Annotated in this window: 18 protein-coding genes; 9 read left to right on the top strand and 9 right to left on the bottom strand. The window is 45.7% G+C overall.

From position 1 onward, the window contains the following. Positions 1 to 173: 173 nt before the first annotated feature. The 4 genes from AOC28_RS04670 to AOC28_RS04655 all read left to right on the top strand — a co-directional run bounded on the left by AOC28_RS04670 (position 174) and on the right by AOC28_RS04655 (position 3,963). Positions 174 to 1,304, top strand: a complete 1,131-nt coding sequence (locus AOC28_RS04670) for a Re/Si-specific NAD(P)(+) transhydrogenase subunit alpha (protein WP_072582796.1) — start codon at positions 174 to 176, stop codon at positions 1,302 to 1,304. A gap of 24 nt (positions 1,305 to 1,328) precedes the next feature. Next, a complete protein-coding gene (locus AOC28_RS04665; protein ID WP_072582795.1) occupies positions 1,329 to 1,667 on the top strand; it encodes a proton-translocating transhydrogenase family protein in 339 nt (112 codons plus the stop codon). A gap of 33 nt (positions 1,668 to 1,700) precedes the next feature. After that, positions 1,701 to 3,068 carry an NAD(P)(+) transhydrogenase (Re/Si-specific) subunit beta gene (locus AOC28_RS04660; RefSeq protein ID WP_072582794.1) on the top strand — a complete coding sequence of 456 codons (1,368 nt, stop codon included), beginning with the start codon at positions 1,701 to 1,703 and terminating at the stop codon, positions 3,066 to 3,068. A 103-nt stretch (positions 3,069 to 3,171) separates the two neighbouring features. Further along, positions 3,172 to 3,963, top strand: coding sequence for a hypothetical protein (locus AOC28_RS04655; protein WP_072582793.1), 792 nt, complete (start codon positions 3,172 to 3,174; stop codon positions 3,961 to 3,963). 11 nt (positions 3,964 to 3,974) lie between these two features. On the opposite strand, the gene AOC28_RS04650 is transcribed toward AOC28_RS04655, so the two are convergent. Then, positions 3,975 to 4,709 carry a hypothetical protein gene (locus AOC28_RS04650; protein WP_083564226.1) on the bottom strand — a complete coding sequence of 245 codons (735 nt, stop codon included), beginning with the start codon at positions 4,707 to 4,709 and terminating at the stop codon, positions 3,975 to 3,977. 317 nt (positions 4,710 to 5,026) lie between these two features. On the opposite strand from AOC28_RS04650, the gene AOC28_RS04645 reads away from it, so the two are divergent. Further along, complete coding sequence (locus AOC28_RS04645; RefSeq protein WP_072582792.1) at positions 5,027 to 6,004, top strand: tripartite tricarboxylate transporter substrate binding protein; 978 nt, start codon at positions 5,027 to 5,029, stop codon at positions 6,002 to 6,004. 90 nt (positions 6,005 to 6,094) lie between these two features. On the opposite strand, the gene groL is transcribed toward AOC28_RS04645, so the two are convergent. Both groL and AOC28_RS04635 read right to left on the bottom strand, forming a co-directional pair. Then, the gene (groL, locus tag AOC28_RS04640; protein ID WP_072582791.1) at positions 6,095 to 7,744 is read right to left on the bottom strand and encodes a chaperonin GroEL; all 1,650 of its coding nucleotides are present in this window, start codon (positions 7,742 to 7,744) and stop codon (positions 6,095 to 6,097) included. A 28-nt stretch (positions 7,745 to 7,772) separates the two neighbouring features. Continuing rightward, on the bottom strand, positions 7,773 to 8,063 hold the full coding sequence (locus tag AOC28_RS04635; RefSeq protein WP_072582790.1) for a co-chaperone GroES: 291 nt from the start codon (positions 8,061 to 8,063) through the stop codon (positions 7,773 to 7,775). Between the two features lie 316 nt (positions 8,064 to 8,379). Between AOC28_RS04635 and AOC28_RS04630 the strand changes: the two genes are divergently transcribed. Genes AOC28_RS04630 through dacB form a run of 4 tightly spaced genes read left to right on the top strand, consistent with a single transcriptional unit; the run spans position 8,380 to position 13,839 of the window. Next, positions 8,380 to 9,222, top strand: a complete 843-nt coding sequence (locus AOC28_RS04630) for a diguanylate phosphodiesterase (protein ID WP_072582789.1) — start codon at positions 8,380 to 8,382, stop codon at positions 9,220 to 9,222. Further along, the gene (locus AOC28_RS04625; RefSeq protein WP_072582788.1) at positions 9,222 to 9,845 is read left to right on the top strand and encodes a response regulator transcription factor; all 624 of its coding nucleotides are present in this window, start codon (positions 9,222 to 9,224) and stop codon (positions 9,843 to 9,845) included. Before AOC28_RS04630 ends, AOC28_RS04625 begins: the two co-directional genes overlap by 1 nt. 6 nt (positions 9,846 to 9,851) lie before the next feature. Then, positions 9,852 to 12,278 (top strand): response regulator, encoded by a 2,427-nt coding sequence (locus AOC28_RS04620; protein WP_072582787.1) that lies wholly within the window; start codon positions 9,852 to 9,854, stop codon positions 12,276 to 12,278. A gap of 31 nt (positions 12,279 to 12,309) precedes the next feature. Continuing rightward, positions 12,310 to 13,839: a D-alanyl-D-alanine carboxypeptidase/D-alanyl-D-alanine-endopeptidase gene (gene dacB / locus AOC28_RS04615; RefSeq protein WP_072582786.1), complete on the top strand. Its 1,530-nt coding sequence runs from the start codon at positions 12,310 to 12,312 to the stop codon at positions 13,837 to 13,839. On the opposite strand, the gene AOC28_RS04610 is transcribed toward dacB, so the two are convergent. The 6 genes from AOC28_RS04610 to pyk form a co-directional block, all read right to left on the bottom strand. Beyond that, positions 13,785 to 14,891 carry an L-threonylcarbamoyladenylate synthase gene (locus tag AOC28_RS04610; protein ID WP_072582785.1) on the bottom strand — a complete coding sequence of 369 codons (1,107 nt, stop codon included), beginning with the start codon at positions 14,889 to 14,891 and terminating at the stop codon, positions 13,785 to 13,787. The genes dacB and AOC28_RS04610 overlap by 55 nt on opposite strands. A gap of 2 nt (positions 14,892 to 14,893) precedes the next feature. Beyond that, on the bottom strand, positions 14,894 to 16,078 hold the full coding sequence (locus AOC28_RS04605) for a 5-(carboxyamino)imidazole ribonucleotide synthase (protein WP_072582784.1): 1,185 nt from the start codon (positions 16,076 to 16,078) through the stop codon (positions 14,894 to 14,896). Positions 16,079 to 16,082: 4 nt separating this feature from the next. Beyond that, complete coding sequence (purE, locus tag AOC28_RS04600; RefSeq protein ID WP_072582783.1) at positions 16,083 to 16,577, bottom strand: 5-(carboxyamino)imidazole ribonucleotide mutase; 495 nt, start codon at positions 16,575 to 16,577, stop codon at positions 16,083 to 16,085. A 49-nt stretch (positions 16,578 to 16,626) separates the two neighbouring features. Then, on the bottom strand, positions 16,627 to 17,526 hold the full coding sequence (locus AOC28_RS04595) for a phosphoribosylaminoimidazolesuccinocarboxamide synthase (protein WP_072582782.1): 900 nt from the start codon (positions 17,524 to 17,526) through the stop codon (positions 16,627 to 16,629). 7 nt (positions 17,527 to 17,533) lie between these two features. After that, positions 17,534 to 18,598, bottom strand: a complete 1,065-nt coding sequence (fba, locus tag AOC28_RS04590) for a class II fructose-bisphosphate aldolase (protein ID WP_072582781.1) — start codon at positions 18,596 to 18,598, stop codon at positions 17,534 to 17,536. Positions 18,599 to 18,664: 66 nt separating this feature from the next. Beyond that, positions 18,665 to 20,101, bottom strand: coding sequence for a pyruvate kinase (gene pyk, locus AOC28_RS04585; RefSeq protein ID WP_072582780.1), 1,437 nt, complete (start codon positions 20,099 to 20,101; stop codon positions 18,665 to 18,667). Position 20,102: the final 1 nt, after the last annotated feature.

Genomic DNA, 20,102 nt, shown 5'->3' with positions numbered 1-20,102 from the left:
AAATGCGAGAATTTAATATAAGCTTACAGGCCATATTGTAGAAGTCTTAGCCTGATTTCACAGAATTTCGGGCAAAAACCAAGCAAAAGGACTTAGGGGTGAGTAAATAGGCGCAACGAGCCCTATTTAACTAAAATAGATTTTTTATAAATTTTTGCTTTTGGAGACATGCCATGCGCATAGGAGTGCCACTGGAAACAAGGCCCGGGGAAACTCGAGTAGCCGCCACACCAGAAACCGTTAAAAAATTAATTGGTCAAGGTCATACCGTCGTTATTCAAAAAGACGCCGGAGTAAAAGCCAGTCAACCTGACTCCGCTTATGAAGCTGTGGGCGCAAGCATTGGTAGCGCTGCAGATGCGTTTGGTGCAGAGATTGTTCTTAAAGTACGTGCGCCCGAGGCAGCCGAACTTAAACAGATTAAAACCGGCGCCGTGCTCTTGGGCATGCTCGATCCGTTTGATAACGACATGATTGCAGCCATGGCTGCAAAAGGTGTTACTGCATTCTCTTTAGAGGCTGCACCACGCACAACACGCGCACAAAGCATGGACGTCTTATCTTCCCAGGCAAACATTGCTGGTTACAAAGCAGTATTGGTTGCAGCTAACGAATATCAACGCTTCATGCCAATGCTGATGACTGCTGCAGGAACTGTGAAAGCAGCTCGCATACTAATCTTGGGTGCTGGTGTTGCAGGCTTGCAAGCGATTGCTACTGCAAAACGTCTTGGCGCCGTGATTGAAGCATCTGATGTGCGCCCAGCAGCTAAAGAACAAATCGAATCATTAGGCGCGAAGTTTGTTGACGTTCCTTATGAAACTGATGAAGAGCGTGAGATTGCACAAGGTGTTGGTGGTTATGCCCGCCCAATGCCTGAAGCCTGGATGAAGCGTCAAGCGGCCTTGGTTGCAGAACGCGCGCAACAGGCTGACATTGTGATCACCACTGCATTGATTCCAGGACGCAAGCCGCCTGTACTTTTGCATAGCGACACTGTTGCCAATATGAAGCCAGGCTCAATCGTGATCGACTTGGCTGCAGGTAAAGGTGATAACGGTTCAGGCAACTGCCCGTTAACACAAGCAGACAAAGTAGTCGATGTGAATGGCGTGAAGATTGTTGGCTACACCAACCTAGCCAGTATGGTTGCAGCAGATGCTTCCGCTCTCTACTCACGCAACTTGCTCGATTTCATGAAACTCATTGTGGATAAAGAAGCCAATTTAGTTATCCCAAGTGATGATGACATCGTTACTGCTTGCTTAATGTGTCGTGATGGTCAGGCCATCCGCAAAAACTAATAGTAAAAATACTAAGGAAACACTATGGATCTCGCTGCCTTTCAAAGCATCCTCACCGTTCAAAACATTACCGTGTTTGTATTGGCCATATTTGTTGGCTATCACGTAGTTTGGAACGTAACGCCAGCATTGCATACGCCTTTAATGGCGGTGACTAATGCCATCTCCGGCATCATCATTGTTGGCGCATTGCTCCAAACTGAAGTTATCGGTGGCAATGAAATCACCCTCACCAGCATTATTGGTGCAGTAGCGGTATTCCTCGCGTCTATCAATATTTTTGGTGGCTTTATGGTCACCCGTCGCATGCTTGAAATGTTCAAGAAAAAAGCTCCTAAAGCTGATGCGGCTGGAACCAAATAAACCTAGAACAAGACCCATATAGAGACCAAAACTATGTCAAACATAACCGCCATTTCTTATCTCATTTCATCGGTGTTGTTCATCCTCGCTTTGCGTGGCTTGTCTTCACCAACCACTTCACGTCAAGGTAATACTTTTGGCATGATTGGCATGTTGTTAGCCGTTGTCACCACTTTCTTCATTCCCGACTTCAAGCCAGTCGTCTCGTTGATTGGTGTTGCGGTTGTGGCTGGCGCCATCATTGGTACGCTCGCTGCTAAGCGCGTGCAAATGACCAAGATGCCTGAGTTGGTTGCTTTGATGCACTCCTTCGTAGGTTTATCGGCCGTATTAATTGCGATTGCTGCTGTATTTAATCCAGCGCATGACCATACTGGCGCACAGAAGATTGAACTTTTCATTGGCGCGTTTATTGGTGCCATCACCTTTACTGCATCTGTCATTGCATTTGGTAAGTTATCCGGCAAAGTCAGTGGTAAGCCAGTTACTTTCGCTGGTCAACATTTGCTGAATTTGATTTTGGCCGTCTCAATGGTTGGCGCTGGTATTGCTTATTACATGGGTGATAGCCACGCAGCTTTCTTGGCAATGTGTGCCGTTGCTTTGGTATTGGGCGTGACCTTGATCATCCCTATCGGTGGCGCTGATATGCCAGTGGTTGTATCAATGCTGAACAGTTATTCTGGTTGGGCAGCGGCTGGTATTGGTTTCACATTAAACAACCCAGTATTAATTATTGCGGGTGCTTGCGTAGGCTCATCCGGTGCGATTCTGTCTTACATCATGTGTAAGGCGATGAACCGCTCCATCTTGGCTGTATTGCTAGGCGGCTTTGGCGCTGAAGCTGCTGCCGGCGGTGCTGATGATGGCGGTCCTAAGAACTACAAAACAGGCTCACCTGAAGATGCCGCTTTCCTCATGGAAAATGCTGACACCGTGATCATTGTTCCAGGTTATGGCTTGGCAGTGGCTCGCGCTCAACATGCATTGAAAGAATTGACTGAAAAGTTAACTCATCATGGCGTGACTGTGAAATACGCGATTCATCCCGTAGCAGGTCGTATGCCTGGTCACATGAACGTACTATTGGCTGAAGCTGAAGTACCATACGATCAAGTATTTGAGATGGAAGACATCAACAGCGACTTTGGTCAGGCTGACGTAGTGCTAGTGCTTGGTGCCAACGACGTGGTGAACCCTGCCGCACGCACTCCAGGTAGCCCAATCTTTGGTATGCCAATCTTGGAAGCATTTAAAGCCAAAACCATCATCGTCAATAAGCGTTCGATGGCAGCTGGCTATGCCGGTCTAGATAACGAACTCTTCTACATGGATAAAACCATGATGGTCTTCGGTGATGCGAAGAAGGTAGTTGAAGAGATGGTTAAGGCGGTTGAATAAGCCTGAGTCAAGAATCATCAAATAATTAACCGCCTTCGGGCGGTTTTTTATTACACTAAGCAAACTCCTTAATTAAAGCGAAACCATCTTATAAGAGCTTGCTATGCCAAATTTCGTTGAGAATCATCTTAATATCGTTCAATATGCGCCACTAATATTTTTTACTTCGATCCTGACATTCTTACTACTAGGCTGGCTCTATGGAAGATATCGAACCCGCACAACGGAACACGTCGTCGTCCGAGATTCATTAGCAACAGCAATTTTTGGGTTATCAGCACTTGTACTCGGCTTTACTTTTTCAAATGCAACCGATCACTACGACAAACGGATGAGCTTAATACGCGACCAGGCGTATACCCTCAAGCAGGTTTATCAATCGAGCAATTATCTGAATCCTACAGATCGTGTTACGGTACAAAATACCCTAAAGCAAATACTTGACTTGAGAATGTCTAAGTATGAAAACATTAAAAAAATGGATGACCTTGACGCCAATAATAATGTCTTAGCTCAGTCTTTAAATACCCTTAATGAAGAAGTCAATAAAGCTATTGGCCGTGCGCCAGTCAGCACTAGGGATTTAGCTGATGCTATCTTGAGGCCTCAACTCGCCCATCTATTAGATGTTTTCCAAGAAGGAATACTCAATGGAAAACATCATCCCCCAGCAATTATTGACCGCTTCCTCTTTACCCTGCTCTCAATAGGTGCCTTATTAAGCGGCTACTCTATGGCAATCAAAAAAGAGGAGGACTGGTTTCTGACAGCTCTCTACTTAGGCTTGATGGGATTCGCGCTTTACGTGATTTTTGCCTTGGAATTTCCACATCAACTACAAGATCCACAACTCATGAATGCAGACTTTTTAAAACTTCATAAAGTCTGGCAGTAATTTTTACAAAATTACCTTCTCTGGTAACTATTGGATAAGTTGTCCTGCAGTACATAGGCAACGCCATTGGCTACCAAAGAAAGGTCTTGGTCGAGCACGCGGCTTCGGTAAGTCCAGCCAGCAGGCAATTTCAGCTGCTCACTCAATACCGGAAGATCTTTCATACCGAGTGCGGGATTCACGATTTGTGAATAAGACTGCATTACATAAACATCACCCCCAGGAGAGGTCAGTTCGTATACAGCACTACCAACTCTATAAATAAAATTAGTAGTACGCGTAATTTCATTTGGGGTGTATTGTTTGCTACCCATCAATTGCTTTAACAAACTCAATTGGATTGTTGCCCGTAAATTCATCTCGATACCGCCAAAAGATTCTTTTACGTCATTGATAGTGTTGCCCGCCGCCTGAATTTCATCCATAGTCCAATAGCGCGGTCCATTGAGGACGGCAAAAGAGGCATCGAAACTCTTTTCAATAGATTCTTTAGTTAAAGTCTTCCACTGTATTTCAGGGCAAAGATTAAGACCTTGCGTATTAAATACCTTTACTTCCAAGTTAAGCCACGCTCGCTTGCCCACCAGAACTTCGCAATAACGCTGATTACGCAGGTTGGAGACACTTTTCTGAAATACTGGCTGAGAGTCGACTGACTGGGCGATTGAAGCTCCACAAAGGAAGGTGGAGCTCAGAAAGAGCAAACCCATTGAAATAAGGGGGGTTGCTTGATTGCGACTAGTCATCTTGACGCCCGTTCCAGTGGTAATGTTCGGTACAGCTTACACCTATAAATAAAAAACGCCCGGTCTTTTGAATCAGGCGCTCTTATTTCTACAGCCAGATAACTGAAGAAATTAACAGCTATTACATTATGCTGGCCATATTAGGCATACCATCAGCAGATTCATCTTTTAGGTGTTCGGTGATGCGAAGAAGGTTGTTTATTAAATTTAAGAACTAGTCGCTTTAGAAAACTGCCTACAGGCGGTTTTTTTATTACGCTAAGATACGTCATAGAAGCGTCGACAGAATGCTTCATCACTTAATAAGTCGAGACAATATGCAATTCAAATCAGCATTTATTAATTTTCTCATCTCAATCTGCGCAATCTTTTGGGCAGGATCAGCCAGCTCACAAAGCAACTATCCTAACCGAACTATTCAAACCATCATGCCACTTCAAGCAGGGAGTGGCGTTGACATCTTGATGCGCCCAGTTGCACAAAAAATGGGTGAAAACCTAGGTCAAGCAATCTTAATAGAAAACATTCCAGGAGGTGCGGGAATAATTGGCGCAGCTAAGGTTGCACAAAGTCCTGCTGATGGCTATGTCTTGGGCGCATTTAATGACAGCATCCTAACGATGTTACCCAATCTATACAAAAAGATTGATTACGATCCGATTCAAAGTTTTGCTCCAATATCTGAAGTGGCTGCGATTACTTTTGTGATGGTTGCCAACCCAACATTTCCCGGGAATACGGCAGCAGACCTAGTGCGCATTGCTAAAGAAAGGCCTGGTAGGATTGACTACGCATCTGGGGGCAATGGTTCGCCACAGCATATTGGCATGGAAATCTTCCGCCAATTCACCGGTGCCCCAATCGTTCATATTCCTTATCGTGGAGCTGCTGCTGCAGTCACTGACGTCATGGCTGGTCAAGTGCCAGTGATGATCAGCGCTTTATCAGTTGTACTGCCCCATATTCGTGCTGGGAAGCTGAAGGCATTGGGGGTGGCGAGCAAAACACGATCTCCGTTGCTACCCAATACTCCAACAATTAGTGAGAGTGTGAAAGGTTATGAATTCTCAACCTGGGGCGCTCTACTAGCACCCAAAGGCACTTCACCAGCAATTATTGAAAAACTAAATGAGTCTTTAGCAACTGCGCTAAGAGATCCAAAGCTACGTGAACAACTTATTCAGCAAGGCTTTGAATTTGTTCCTCTTGGCCCAGATCATTTAAAGGAAATGATTGCACAGGGATTGGTAAAGATGAAAAAAGTAATTAAGGATGGCGGTATACAGCCCGACTAATTCGAGCAGAGAATCCAATAAAAAACGCCCGGTCTTTTGAACCGGGCGCTCTTATTTCTACAGCCAGTTGGCTGAGGAAATTAACGGCTATTACATCATGCCGCCCATTCCGCCCATTCCACCCATGCCACCCATATCAGGCATACCACCAGCAGATTCATCTTTTGGTGCTTCGGAGATTGCGCAATCGGTTGTCAACAACAGGCCAGCAACAGAAGCAGCATTTACCAATGCAGTTTTTGTTACCTTAGTTGGGTCGATAACACCTTGTGCAACGAGGTCGCCGTATTCACCAGTAGCAGCGTTGTAGCCGTTATTGCCTGTACTTGCTTGTACTGCATTAACAACCACACCAGCATCTTCACCAGCGTTGCTAACGATCGTACGCAATGGCTCTTGCATAGCGCGCAATACGATGCTGATACCAGCGTCTTGATCGGCGTTATCGCCTTTCAAGCCTTTGATACCTTGCATTGCACGAATCAATGCTACGCCACCGCCAGGAACAATGCCTTCTTCAACAGCTGCACGAGTTGCGTGCAATGCGTCGTCAACACGAGCCTTCTTCTCCTTCATTTCCACTTCAGTAGCAGCACCAACACGAATCACTGCAACACCGCCAGCCAACTTGGCTACACGCTCTTGCAATTTTTCTTTGTCGTAGTCGCTAGTAGCTTCTTCGATCTGAACACGAATGTTCTTCACGCGAGCTTCGATTGCTTTAGCATCGCCAGCGCCGTCAATAATGATGGTGTTTTCTTTACCTACCTCGATGCGCTTCGCTTGACCTAAATGCTCAAGAGTTGTTTTCTCGAGTGTGAGGCCGATTTCTTCAGCAATTACTGTGCCGCCAGTCAAAATCGCGATGTCTTCCAACATGGCTTTACGACGGTCACCGAAACCAGGAGCCTTAACAGCACAAGTCTTAATGATGCCGCGGATGTTGTTCACTACTAAAGTTGCCAAGGCTTCGCCTTCAACATCTTCTGCAATGATCAACAGTGGGCGACCAGACTTCGCTACTTGCTCGAGTACTGGGAGCAAATCACGGATGTTGGCAATCTTCTTGTCAAACAAGAGAACGTATGGGCTTTCCAATACGGCAACTTGTTTTTCTGGTTGATTGATGAAGTATGGAGAGAGGTAACCGCGGTCAAACTGCATACCTTCAACCACTTCAAGCTCGTCTTCCAAAGACTTGCCATCTTCAACAGTGATAACGCCTTCTTTACCTACTTTTTCCATTGCTTCTGCAATGCGCTGACCAATACTGTGGTCGCTGTTTGCAGAGATAGAACCTACTTGAGCGATTTCTTTAGTAGTGGTGCAAGGCTTGCTGATTTTTGCGAGTTCTTGGATAGCGGCTGCAACAGCCTTATCAATACCACGCTTCAGGTCCATTGGGTTATGGCCTGAAACAACATACTTCATACCTTCGCGAACGATAGACTGCGCCAATACAGTAGCGGTAGTTGTACCGTCACCAGCGATGTCAGCAGTTTTGGAAGCAACTTCCTTAACCATCTGCGCGCCCATGTTCTGGAGCTTGTCTTTGAGTTCGATTTCTTTTGCTACGGATACACCGTCTTTAGTAATTGTTGGTCCACCGAATGAACGCTCAATCACCACGTTGCGACCTTTTGGTCCCAAAGTTGTTTTCACTGCATTAGCAAGAATGTTGACGCCTTCGACCATCTTGGTGCGGGCGCTATCTCCAAATACAACGTCTTTTGCTGCCATGATTAAATTCCTCTCTTAAATACCGAAATTACTTCTGTACAACAGCCATGATGTCGTCTTCACGCATCACGATGAGTTCTTCGCTGTCAACTTTTACTGTTTGACCTGCATATTTACCAAACAACACGCGATCGCCTACTTTGACGTCAGGTGCGTTTAATTTGCCGCTGTCATCACGTTTACCTGGGCCTACTGCCAATACTTCACCTTGATCAGGTTTTTCTGCAGCAGCGTCAGGAATGATGATTCCGGAAGCAGTTTTTGATTCTTGATCTAAACGCTTGATGATTACGCGATCATGTAAGGGACGCAAATTCATCTCTTCTCCTATGTTAGTAAGTGTTAACTATTTAAATAAACTATATAAATCAATGCTTTATGATCTCTTCACACGGAAGCCAAGGGTTATTTAGGTATAAATCGCCTCTTTAGCACTCGCATGTAGGGAGTGCTGATTATATAGGTCTGATTCCCTGGATTTCAAGGGCGGATCACCATAAATTCTTTAAGGATTTAGCCTATTTTTATAATAGGGACAGGCTGGTAGGTCAATTCCTACAGATAAATCAGCCTAAAGCCCTTACCGCTCCAATCCGTCCTGCCTAGACTGGATAGTCACCGATTGGAGAATGCTGATGAGCCCGAAATCCCGGCTGTACACGCTTGTAAAGGCATGGAAGAACAAACCCTTCCAGGAAGTACGAGACGCCTGTGGCGATCCCTGGCTTGGCCTTAGTAACCAAGCCCTTGAAGAACACCAATCCTGGTCTAAACGACAAGCGATTAGTCATGAACCCATTTTTAACTGTAAGGGAACCAAACTGACAGGATCTTTATTTAGACCATTACTGACTACCTCTGATATGCAATTGCTACGCCTTTTTATGGAAGGCCTAGACACCATTGCCTATTGGTATCGCAGTGGTCGTTTTATTCCTGGAATTTTGCCAATACCAACGTATGCCATAGCGTCAAGCGGCTACGTGGATGCCATGAGTGAGCTGATTCTGAACTCACGTCTACCAGTGGGCTTGGTCAGTATCGGCATTCAAAGTATTCCTGAGCCCGACAGCGCTGATGCTTGCAAAGAAGGATTACTTCGTTTGCGACGGCTTGGTGTATTACTACATTTCCTCACATTCACCGGAAGCATTGAAGAGTTGCAGTGGATCACGGAGATGCAATTGGAAGGTGTTCATATTGATATGAGTCAAATGCGTGAGCGTGAGATGGCAAGTGATGCCCTTTCTCAACTCAGGCAATCACCCTACTCACCTACACAAATTTATGCCAGCAATATTGGATTAGTAAAAGATTTAGAAAATGCCTCCACTTTGATTGCCGACCATTCCTATGGTGGTCTCATGATGTCGCCTGTAAGCCGCCATCAGATGCTGCAGATTAACGATAGCCGTATCGCTAAAGCCATTTTTTCGCTGCACCCTCATCAACACCCAAACCAAAACGGAGACAAGTAATGAGAAAACGCGTTATGTTGGTAGATGACCATCCGGCAATGCTGATGGCTCTTAAAAGTATGTTGCAGGACCAGTTGCTATTTGAGATCGCAGGGCAAGCTCAGAATGGAGAGGAGTGCCTTAGGTCCATGAAAGAGGTGAACCCCAATATGGTGATCTTGGATCTCGATATGCCCAAGACGGATGGCTTTGATGTTATACGCCGTATCGGATTAATGTATCCCGAAGTTCGAATGCTGGTTCTTTCCAGTATGGACGAGGCTGTTTATGGCGGGAGAGTGCGCTCATTAGGTGGACATGGTTTTGTAAATAAAACTGCAGGTGCAGATGTCATCCTAGCCGCCTGCGTTGCCATATCCCAAGGCTATAACTTTTTCACTCATGGCAAAAATGGCAATAGCTCATTAAGTGACAACGATAAGCTTGCGTTAATTTCTGATCGTGAGTTACAGGTTATGAAATATCTGGGCAAAGGGAACTCAAACCAACAAATCTCTGAAATGCTACATATCAGCAATAAGACAGTAGCTACTTATAAGACCAGAGTCTTTGACAAGCTGGGCATTAACAATATTGCAGACTTGATTTTGTTCTGTCGTATGAACAACATTATCGAAAGCTAATTCAGCATGCGTCGGTCCATCACCCGTATTGCCGTTTTTATCCTATTCAATGGGATATTAAGCAATGCCTATGCGAACTTACTGAACCCAGCAGAGCAACGGTGGATCGATGCCCATCCCATAGTACGTTTTAGTATTCATGAAAAATATGCGCCTTACTTAGATGTGCATGAAAAGGGTGAGCCTGGAGCTTTTCATGGCTTTCTAAAAAAGCTCAGCGAATTTACCCAACAGGAGTTTTTACCGACGTGGCGTAAGAGTGATCAGGAGGGACTTGAGCAACTAGCCAATGGAGAGGTGGATTTCATCATTGATCCACCCGCTCTAGATGACGAGTATCTGAAGTTTGGCTCCTTATCAGAAGCAATCTTTTGGGGGCATGACGCTATTCTGACTAAACGGTCCAAAAACGATGCGCCTATTGAGCCAATTAATATCGCCTACTTTGACCGTGGCTTTGAAAACCCACCGATACCCAATCATCCCCAAGCCAGCGTATCCGGCCATGCGGAAAAATTAATATTTGATCTCCTCAAAAACGATATTGAAGCGCTTGTCTTACCGCTTCGTCTTGCGCAACAACTCATTCAGAAATTAAACGCAGACAAGTTACAGGTTGACGGGCTTTACAGTAGAGAGCCCTTTGAATATCGCTGGCTTATCTCGAATCAAGATGAAGATTTGCATGGAGTACTTGAGCAGTTTCTCAATAATCTAGATCCAATCGCATCACGAGATCTTTTTAACATCAACGTGTCTACTTTTGAAAGAGGCCACTCATCCCCACCCAACCATTTACCTTGGCTCTCCACTTTGGCAATCCTACTGATAGGCTTTACCTTGCTTTGGCGTATGCATCAGAGACAAACAATTCAAAAACAAGAAGCGAAACACCTTATTTCATCGAAGGAGCAGGCAGAAAATGCAAACGCTGCAAAGTCTGCCTTCCTAGCCACAATGAGTCATGAGATCCGTACGACAATGAATGCCATTTTGGGAGTGCAGGAGTTATTGCTCAGCAGCTCCCTACCTGCAAATGAAAAAACTTTACTGAAGAGCGCACACTCATCAGCAGAATCTCTTTTGGGAATCCTAAACCAGGTTTTGGATCTTTCAAAGATTGAGGCAGGCAAGCTCACACTCAATATTGAGCCTTGTAATCTCAATGCTTTGATTGATGACATCGATTCGGCATTCTCAACGGTTGCCCATAGGCAGAGTCTCAAGCTATATACCTCCAAAGATCCACGCATTGCAGAAGTTTTATTGTTAGATTCTTTGCGTCTACGTCAAATACTGCAGAACTTGATTAGTAATGCTATTAAGTTCACTGATCATGGTGAAATCTATTTCTCTATCAGCGTGCTGGCAGATGATCATGCGGGACAATTAGTTGAATTCAGAGTCATTGATACCGGTGTTGGTATGGGTACAGAAGAAATTACCCTAGCACTGCAAGCTTTTGAGCAAATACCAGGTAATACCGAACAGACTAATGGCACTGGCCTTGGTCTAACCATCACAAATCACTTAGTCACTTCCATGAACAGCCAGCTCTACTTTGAGAGCGCGCCAGGCTTTGGTAGCAATATTCATTTTTGCGCTGCATTCCCACGTACCAGCATTGCTGCAACCAGAGCCTCAAGACCTGAACATAGCAATATATCCAGAAAGCTAGTCTCCAAGCATGCTCAAAATAATGAGCGCCTATTGCAAGCCTTAGTAGTGGAAGATCACCCAGCAAGCCGCCAAATTATCTCGCTTCAACTTCAGGCGCTAGGCATTGAAGTATCAGTTTGCGATAACGCCAATACTGCGCTTGATCTCATCAATCAAAAGCATTTTGATCTTCTGTTAACAGATCAATCTATCCCAGGCATGCAGGGTTCAGAGCTTGCCAAGCACATACGTAATATAGGTAATCAAGACCTCATCATCATCGGAATTACCGCAGATATCTATGCCCTAGATTCACGACATCAATTCTTGGAGGCCGGCATGAATGGTGTCCTGATCAAACCATTAAGCCTCATGACTTTAGAGAATGAACTTTCTCGCTATTTCCAAGTCGAAGAATTAACTGAGACTACAACTCAAACTGGGGGTCTGGAGGAGTATTCATTTGACGCCTTCGGAAATCTCCTCAAACACAGCCCAGAGTACATTCTGGTCATCCTTGAAGAAATTAAAAAGGTGCATGATGAGGCCCTTCTTTCCCTGAGGAATGACGCCGTGGATGAAGGCGCCTTCAGAAGTATGGTTCATAAAGTCAAAGGGGGAGCTCAACTCCTCCATGCCAAAAACTTTACTAGGGCATGCGAAGCTCTAGAGCAAGAGAAGAATTTAGATGCTCGAATTACCACCTTTATTCAATTGCTGGAGGACCAAAATCTAATTATTACTAGGTATCAATCTCAATATGCAAAGCTTTAATCTTTGATGCGGTGGGTTTATCCTATGGGAGATGCGTTTTTCTCCTCTTCGCCCATCCGCTTTTATCGCAATCCTCCTTTGGACGGCTAGTTCTTTAGCCTTTGCCGGCGAGACTGCATCCCCAGTAATTCCACCATCCGTAGCGAGTAGCCTCGAGCGCAATCAAATTCCTCTTGATACGGTAAGTATTTCAGTTCTAGAGATCGAACCCGGTCGCCCCGGAAAGAATGTAGCTAAGAAAGTTTTAGATTGGCGCGGTGGCGATCCAATGAACCCCGCTTCAACGATGAAGTTATTAACAACGCTTTCTGGTTTAGACATCTTAGGTCCTCAATATCGTTGGCGCACTAATGTCTATACCGATGGTGTTATTCGTCAGGGAGCTCTGAAAGGTAATTTATATTTACAGGGAACTGGTGATCCCAAGCTTGTTCCGGAAGAGTTAGCTAAGATGATGAAGGACCTTCAAGGTCTGGGTATCCAGAAGATTGATGGCAATCTATTCTTTGATCGCAGTGCTTATGCGGCTAATGTCATGGAGCAAAATACTATTGATGGCGAAGCTCTGCGTGCATACAACGTTCCGCCAGATCCTCTGCTCTATGCATTTAGGACTTTGTCGTTTCAACTAGGTAAGTCACGCACTGCGGATTTTATTGACATTAGTTACACCCCATCCCTCTCCCAGCTAAAGGTATCCAACCAAATGCAGCTGGTCGATCGCTCATGCGATAACTGGAAAAGCAATATCCGCTTTAATTTAGATCCGGAAGGTGTCACCAATACCGATCAGCCTTTAACTGCACAGTTCTCTGGGGCGTTCCCAAGCTCCTGTAAGGGAGTGAACTTTAACGTTGTTGCGCTTGACGCCAATACCTTTCTAACGCAAGGCTTTGCTGCCGCTTGGGAATTGGCTGGTGGCAGCTGGGCACAAGCTCCTATCGGTAAAGATGGTTCAGTTCCTTTAGCCGCCCGACTTCTTTTGCAATTTGAAGGCAGCAAACTTGCCGATGATGTTGTTGATATAAACAAGTACTCCAATAATGTCATGGCTCGCCAAGTTCTTTTGACTATGGCTTTAGAGAAAATGGGTAAGCCAGCAACAACTGCCAATGGTGAGTTAGTGATTCAGAGTTGGCTCAAACAAAATGGTTTGGACTTTCAGGGGCTGGTGATTGAGAATGGCTCTGGGCTATCTCGCAACGAAGCAATCTCTGCCAGTCAAATGAATCAGCTCTTGCTCACTGCTCGTAATTTACCAGTGGGTGATATTTTATATAACAGCCTACCAATTGCAGGTACCGATGGCACGATGCGCAATCGCTTAATGGTTCAACTACGCAAGTTTTTACATCTGAAGAAAAAACCAGAAGCCAGAATTAAAACCGGTTCTCTTGCAGATGTGCGAGCTATCTCAGGTTATGTAATGAGTAAATCTGGAAAGATGTATGCGGTGACTTCATTCATCAACCACCCCAATGCTTGGAAGGGTCTAGAGGCGCACGATCAGTTGCTATCGTGGCTGCTTGAAGATGGGCCAGAACCAAAGCATGCGCGCTGAAGACGATCTCTAACGCCGTCCCACTCCTCGCCCGCTGGCGGTTCAGGGAACAAAATCAAATCCCAACCTTGCTGATCTAAATCACGCAAGGAGCGATATAGCCGACTCGCAAAGGCACCGCTATCGCTTGGAACCTCAACCTCCTCAAAGTGGGCCGAAGGATGCCCATCCTCACTTAAGGAGGATTCTGAATCCCACACCGCTACAGCAACGCGCGATTTAATATCTGGATATTCAGTCAAGGCATCCAAGACACGACCCGGGGCATATAGGCGCAAAGGCGTAGTTGGTGCGTAATGGGCTTTGAGACTTCCAGATACCCTTGGTAGATCTGCCGTTGCTTCATTGGGCGCTTCATTCCCTTTTACTTCTCCAGGCTGATAAACCTTTACACCTGTCTTGGTAAAAATTTCACTTGGAGTGATTGCGCCGGGTCTGAGTAGCACAGCCTTATCGCCAGATGACAAATCAATGATGGTTGACTCGATACCGACTTCACAATCGCCACCATCCAAAATCATTAAATCCAACATACCCTCGAACTCATTACGGACGTCGGCAGCACTAGTCGGCGATACCTTACCAAAGCGATTGGCTGATGGCGCAACAACTCCGCCTTTAAATTTACGTAATAACTCCTGTGCAACAGGATGAGAAGGAGCCCGAATCGCTACCGTATCTTGGCCGCCAGTCAGTTCATTTAAAACACTTTTATCTTTCTTGAAGACTAAAGTTAATGGCCCTGGCCAAAAGGCGTTAATGAGCTTTAAGGCTTCCTCGGATAAGTCTCTTACCCACGGTGCCAAGAGCGCAACCCAATCGATTTGAGTTTGATCGAATTTATCTGGCGCAGCTAAATGAACAATTAGGGGGTGATTTGATGGGCGACCCTTAGCGGTAAAGATTTTCTTAATCGCTTCAGGATTTTTAGCATCCGCGCCCAAGCCATAAACGGTCTCTGTGGGGAATGCAACCAAACCACCGTCACGCAAGCTTTGTACTGCCTCATTAATCACTGCAGAAGATTGCAAGTGGGTACTGTCTGCGGACATTTCTAGGGCTCGATCCCTAGTTCGGTAGCAACAGCTGCGCAATTTTTCCGAGCCTCATTGAGATTCTCGCCTAAGCAGTTAATGTGACCCATTTTTCTACCAATGCGTGGCGCAGATTTGCCATACAGGTGTAGCTTTGCATCAGGGTGAGCCAGAACTTTATTCCATGCAGGCTCTTTTGGTTGATCTTCACTACCCTCAAACCAAAGATCACCCAACAAGTTCAACATGGATACAGGCGCAAGCTGACGGGTATCACCCAAAGGCAAACGAGCCATTGCTCGTACCTGCTGTTCAAACTGACTGCTCACACAAGCATCCATGGTGTAGTGACCAGAGTTGTGCGGGCGTGGTGCGATTTCATTAGCCACGATGTCGCCGTTCTTCAGCACAAAGAATTCTACGCAAAGAACACCAACGTAATCGATCTTCCGAATCAGCGCCTTGGCTGCATCAATGATTTTCTTTTCCTGAGCAGGCTTCAGTGAAGGGGCTGGCACAGTCGAGGTATGCAAAATACCGTCACGATGGATATTTTGGGCCACTGGATAGGCTACTACAGCATCGTCATAACCACGCACTACCAAAGCTGACACTTCAAAATCTAATTCCATGCGCTTTTCTAAAACACAAGGCACGCGCCCGAACTCATTCCATGCAGTAGTCAATTCATCTGCACTGTAAACAGTAGCCTGACCTTTGCCGTCATAACCCATTCGAGCAGTCTTCAAGATTCCAGGGAAGAGCTCCTTTGGAGCATGGGCAATATCAGCCTCATGCTCAATCACAAAGTTGGGAGCTGGGCCAATATTGGTCTCTGACTTCCAAGTGGCTAAGAAATTTTTCTCAGCAATACGATTTTGGGCAAGAGACACGCAACTGCTGCGTGGCGCCACAAATACACCCAAAGACTCCAACTCATCCAAAGCTTGAGCGGGAACATTTTCAAACTCAGTACTCACTGATGAACATAGTGCAGCCATCTCTTTTAAAGCGGCACTATTAGTGTAGTCAGCTTGAATAAATTTTTCAGCAATAGAGCCTGCAGGACTATCAGAGCCAGGGTCGAGCACGCAAACCTTGTAGCCCATCGCTTGAGCGGCTTGAGTAAACATCCGCCCCAATTGACCGCCACCTAAAATTCCTAAATATGAACCCGGCAAAATGGGTTCCATACGATCTGCCATGTAATTAATATCCCGGCAAATTCATTGAGCGTGCAGCATCAGACTGCTTGGCACGGAAATCTTCTAAGCGCTTTGCTAAATCAGCATCATGCAAAGCTAAACCTGCAATCACATGCAAGGCAGCATTTGCTGCGCCGGCTTCACCAATCGCAAAAGTAGCAACCGGAATACCTTTAGGCATCTGCACAATAGAAAAGAGAGAATCTTCTCCACGCAAATATTTACTAGCGACAGGTACGCCATAAACAGGAACAATCGTTTTTGAGGCGAGCATGCCTGGTAGATGAGCTGCGCCACCTGCACCAGCAATGATGGCTTGCAAACCATTCGCCTGCGCTTTTTCAGCGTACTGAAACATGTCATCTGGCATGCGGTGTGCGGAGAGTACTTTTGCCTCATGAGCAATGCCGAATTGCTCAAGCATTTGAGCGGCGTGCTGCATGGTGTCCCAATCTGAATTGGATCCCATCACTATTCCGACGATTGGCTTCTTACTCATTTACCTCTCCAAATGCCTTATAACCATTAAGGACTCTATTATCCCTGACTCAAGAAGTCTCAGTAAGGCGGGTAAGCGCTTCACGATACTTTTGGGCAGTCTTTTCAATCACATCTGCTGGCAATTGCGGTGCAGGGGCTGTTTTAGGCCATAACTTACCATCCACCATGGCGGTTTCTAGCCAATCACGCACAAACTGCTTGTCATAAGAAGGTGGGTTAGAGCCTACATAGTAGGTCTCTGCAGGCCAAAAACGAGAAGAGTCGGCTGTCAGGATCTCATCCATCAACACCAGTTGGTCATTGGCATCTAAGCCAAACTCAAACTTGGTATCAGCAATGATGATTCCACGAGTAGCTGCGTATTCAGAAGCCTCTTTGTACAAACGAATACTCACTTCACGAATTTGATTGGCTAACTTTTCACCAATGAGCTCGATGACTTTCTCAAATGAGATGTTTTCATCATGCTGACCAAACTCTGCTTTAGCAGCAGGAGTAAAAATAGGCTCAGGTAATTTCTGGGCATTCTCTAAACCTTCCGGCAAAGCAATGCCGCAAACCTTGCCAGTTTCTTTGTAGTCTTTCCAGCCACTACCAGCTAAGTAACCACGGACCACTGCCTCAACCAAAATGGGCTTTAAGCGTTTAGCAACTACCGCACGACCTTTGACTTGGCTAATCTCATCCGCTGCCACTACAGTAGCTGGATCAATGCCAGTCAAATGATTAGGAATCACTGCAGCCAATTTATCAAACCAAAAATTGGCCATTTGATTGAGAACTACACCCTTCTCAGGAATGGGCTCACCCATCACTACGTCAAACGCAGAAAGACGGTCGGTAGTAATCATCAGCAACTTGTTGTCATCTAATGCATAAACATCACGCACTTTACCCTTGGACAACAAAGGTAATGACTTAATAGAGGTAGCGTACAAAGCAGGCATATTTAAATCACTTCACAATTTGAGTTAATTTGCCGCTCTTATATAGCTCAGCCATCTTCTCTAAAGAAATCGGTTTAATTTTGGAGGCTTGACCTGCAGAACCAAAGGCCTGGAAGCGTGCAATACAAACCTTCTTGGCGGCTTCACGGGCTGGCTTCAAATAATCGCGTGGGTCAAACTTGCTTGGATTTTCAATAAAGTAACGACGAATTGCACCGGTCATTGCCAAGCGGATATCCGTATCGATATTGATCTTACGAACGCCATTCTTAATGCCCTCTTGAATCTCTTCAACCGGAACACCGTAAGTTTCTTTCATATCACCGCCGAATTCACGGATCTCAGCAAGCAACTCTTGTGGAACACTAGAAGAACCATGCATTACCAAATGCGTATTAGGTATGCGCGCATGAATTTCTTTAATGCGATCGATTGCCAAAATATCGCCCGTCGGCTTTTTAGTGAACTTGTATGCCCCATGGCTAGTACCGATCGCAATTGCTAAGGCATCGCACTGAGTAGCCTTTACAAAATCAGCAGCCTGCTCAACGTCAGTCAACAATTGCTCACGAGTCATCTTGCCATCAGCACCATGACCGTCTTCTTTATCACCTTGCATGGTCTCTAGTGAGCCCAATACACCCAATTCAGCCTCAACCGTAACTCCAATAGAGTGGGAGAACTTCACCACTTCTTTGGATACGTCTACGTTGTACTCGTAGCTAGCAACACTTTTACCATCGGCCTCTAAGGAGCCATCCATCATCACACTGGTAAAGCCACTCTTAATCGCAGCCATACACACTGCTGGGCTTTGACCGTGGTCTTGGTGCATCACTACCGGAATATGCGGATAAGCCTCAACCGCAGCAGAAATCAGATGGCGCAGGAACGCCTCACCAGCATATTTACGTGCACCAGCAGAAGCTTGCATGATGACAGGGGAGTCAGCTTCATTTGCTGCTTCCATAATCGCCGTTACTTGCTCTAAGTTGTTCACGTTAAATGCTGGCAGGCCGTAACCATTTTCAGCAGCATGATCCAAGAGTTGTCTTAAAGATACTAAAGCCATGATGTTCTCTTAATAAATAGTAATGAGGTTAAAAATAAATTTGTTTTGAGTCATTTTCAATGTGAATTACTTCACGTGAATAATCTTGAGGGTATTGGTACCACCGGGCTCGCCCATCGGTTCGCCAGAAGTAAGCACAACAGTATTACCTGTTTTTACAGCGCCCGATTTTTTCAAACAAGCCTCGACCTCTTGCAAAGCAGTGTCACGATCTTTTGTGTAATCCAGGCCAATCGGTGTGACATTACGATAGGTGCTTAATGCCCGCTGTGTAGCGATCTTAGAGGTCAATGCAAAAATCGGGACGTGAATATTATGACGACTCATCCAAATGGCTGTTGAGCCAGAATCCGTTAAAGCTGCGATAGCATCGGCATTTAAATGATGAGCAGTAAACAAAGCTCCTAGGGCAATCGTTTGATCGATACGAGTAAAAGTCTGATCTAAGAAGTCGGTGTCGAGTTTCACGCGATCTGACTTTTCTGCCTCAACGCAGATCTCTGCCATTGCTTTAATAGTCTGCACGGGATACATGCCTGCAGCAGACTCAGCAGATAACATCACTGCATCAGTACCATCCAATACTGCATTAGCAACGTCGCTGACTTCAGCACGCGTTGGTACTGGCGCATTAATCATCGACTCCATCATTTGCGTAGCCGTAATCGTAAATTTGTCTGCCTCACGCGCCCAAGCAATCATGCGCTTTTGTAATGCAGGCACTGCTGCATTACCCACTTCAATGGCGAGATCGCCGCGAGCAACCATGATGCCGTCGCTCTCAGCAATAATACTTTTAAGGGCTTCAGGCTCAATCGCTTCTGCACGCTCTACCTTCGCAATCGTTCTGACTTTACCAACGCCATACTTGGTGCTAGCTGCGTCTGCCAACTGACGGGCATAGGCCATATCAGCACCATCTTTTGGAAAGCTGATCGCCAAGAAATCTACGCCCATTGAGATTGCAGCGTCTAAGTCAGCAATATCTTTTTCAGTCAGCGCAGGGGCGGTTAAGCCACCACCAGCGCGATTAATGCCTTTGTTATTGGAGAGTGGTCCACCCTGCTCAACGATGGTAAATATCTTGCCGCCCTTAACGCTCTCAACCGTAAGAACTACTAAGCCATCATTTAATAAAAGACGGTCACCCGGCTTTACATCGCCTGGCAACTCCTTGTAATCAAGACCCACTTTAGTTTGATCGCCGAGCTCACAAGCCACATCCAGGGTAAATTTTTCACCTTCTTTGAGGAGGATTTTGCTATCTGCAAATTTACCCACACGAATTTTGGGGCCCTGTAAGTCGGCCATGATGCCAACCTCTTTACCCACTTCAGCGGAGATAGTTCGCACTAAATCGTGACGCGCTTTATGGTCAGCAACGGTACCGTGAGAGAAATTCATGCGCACTACATCTACACCCGCACGAATCATGTCACGCAACACTTCGGGCTTCTCGGAAGCAGGTCCTAAGGTTGCAATGATCTTGGTTGCTCTCAACATA

The sequence above is a fragment of the Polynucleobacter sp. MWH-Adler-W8 genome (assembly GCF_001889925.1).
GTDB lineage: Bacteria > Pseudomonadota > Gammaproteobacteria > Burkholderiales > Burkholderiaceae > Polynucleobacter.
Note: the sequence above shows the minus strand (reverse complement) of the source record. Positions and strands in the feature narration are given on the sequence as shown.

Excerpts from the sequence above, each read along its gene's own strand:
- groL (WP_072582791.1), bottom strand. The coding sequence starts at position 7,744 with ATGGCAGCAAAAGACGTTGTATTTGGAGATAGCGCCCGCACCAAGATG.
- AOC28_RS04605 (WP_072582784.1), bottom strand. The coding sequence starts at position 16,078 with ATGGCAGATCGTATGGAACCCATTTTGCCGGGTTCATATTTAGGAATT.
- purE (WP_072582783.1), bottom strand. The coding sequence starts at position 16,577 with ATGAGTAAGAAGCCAATCGTCGGAATAGTGATGGGATCCAATTCAGAT.
- AOC28_RS04670 (WP_072582796.1), top strand. The coding sequence starts at position 174 with ATGCGCATAGGAGTGCCACTGGAAACAAGGCCCGGGGAAACTCGAGTA.
- AOC28_RS04610 (WP_072582785.1), bottom strand. The coding sequence starts at position 14,891 with ATGTCCGCAGACAGTACCCACTTGCAATCTTCTGCAGTGATTAATGAG.
- AOC28_RS04660 (WP_072582794.1), top strand. The coding sequence starts at position 1,701 with ATGTCAAACATAACCGCCATTTCTTATCTCATTTCATCGGTGTTGTTC.
- AOC28_RS04665 (WP_072582795.1), top strand. The coding sequence starts at position 1,329 with ATGGATCTCGCTGCCTTTCAAAGCATCCTCACCGTTCAAAACATTACC.
- AOC28_RS04635 (WP_072582790.1), bottom strand. The coding sequence starts at position 8,063 with ATGAATTTGCGTCCCTTACATGATCGCGTAATCATCAAGCGTTTAGAT.
- pyk (WP_072582780.1), bottom strand. The coding sequence starts at position 20,101 with ATGTTGAGAGCAACCAAGATCATTGCAACCTTAGGACCTGCTTCCGAG.
- AOC28_RS04595 (WP_072582782.1), bottom strand. The coding sequence starts at position 17,526 with ATGCCTGCTTTGTACGCTACCTCTATTAAGTCATTACCTTTGTTGTCC.
- AOC28_RS04655 (WP_072582793.1), top strand. The coding sequence starts at position 3,172 with ATGCCAAATTTCGTTGAGAATCATCTTAATATCGTTCAATATGCGCCA.
- fba (WP_072582781.1), bottom strand. The coding sequence starts at position 18,598 with ATGGCTTTAGTATCTTTAAGACAACTCTTGGATCATGCTGCTGAAAAT.
- AOC28_RS04620 (WP_072582787.1), top strand. The coding sequence starts at position 9,852 with ATGCGTCGGTCCATCACCCGTATTGCCGTTTTTATCCTATTCAATGGG.
- AOC28_RS04630 (WP_072582789.1), top strand. The coding sequence starts at position 8,380 with ATGAGCCCGAAATCCCGGCTGTACACGCTTGTAAAGGCATGGAAGAAC.
- AOC28_RS04645 (WP_072582792.1), top strand. The coding sequence starts at position 5,027 with ATGCAATTCAAATCAGCATTTATTAATTTTCTCATCTCAATCTGCGCA.
- AOC28_RS04625 (WP_072582788.1), top strand. The coding sequence starts at position 9,222 with ATGAGAAAACGCGTTATGTTGGTAGATGACCATCCGGCAATGCTGATG.
- AOC28_RS04650 (WP_083564226.1), bottom strand. The coding sequence starts at position 4,709 with ATGACTAGTCGCAATCAAGCAACCCCCCTTATTTCAATGGGTTTGCTC.
- dacB (WP_072582786.1), top strand. The coding sequence starts at position 12,310 with ATGCGTTTTTCTCCTCTTCGCCCATCCGCTTTTATCGCAATCCTCCTT.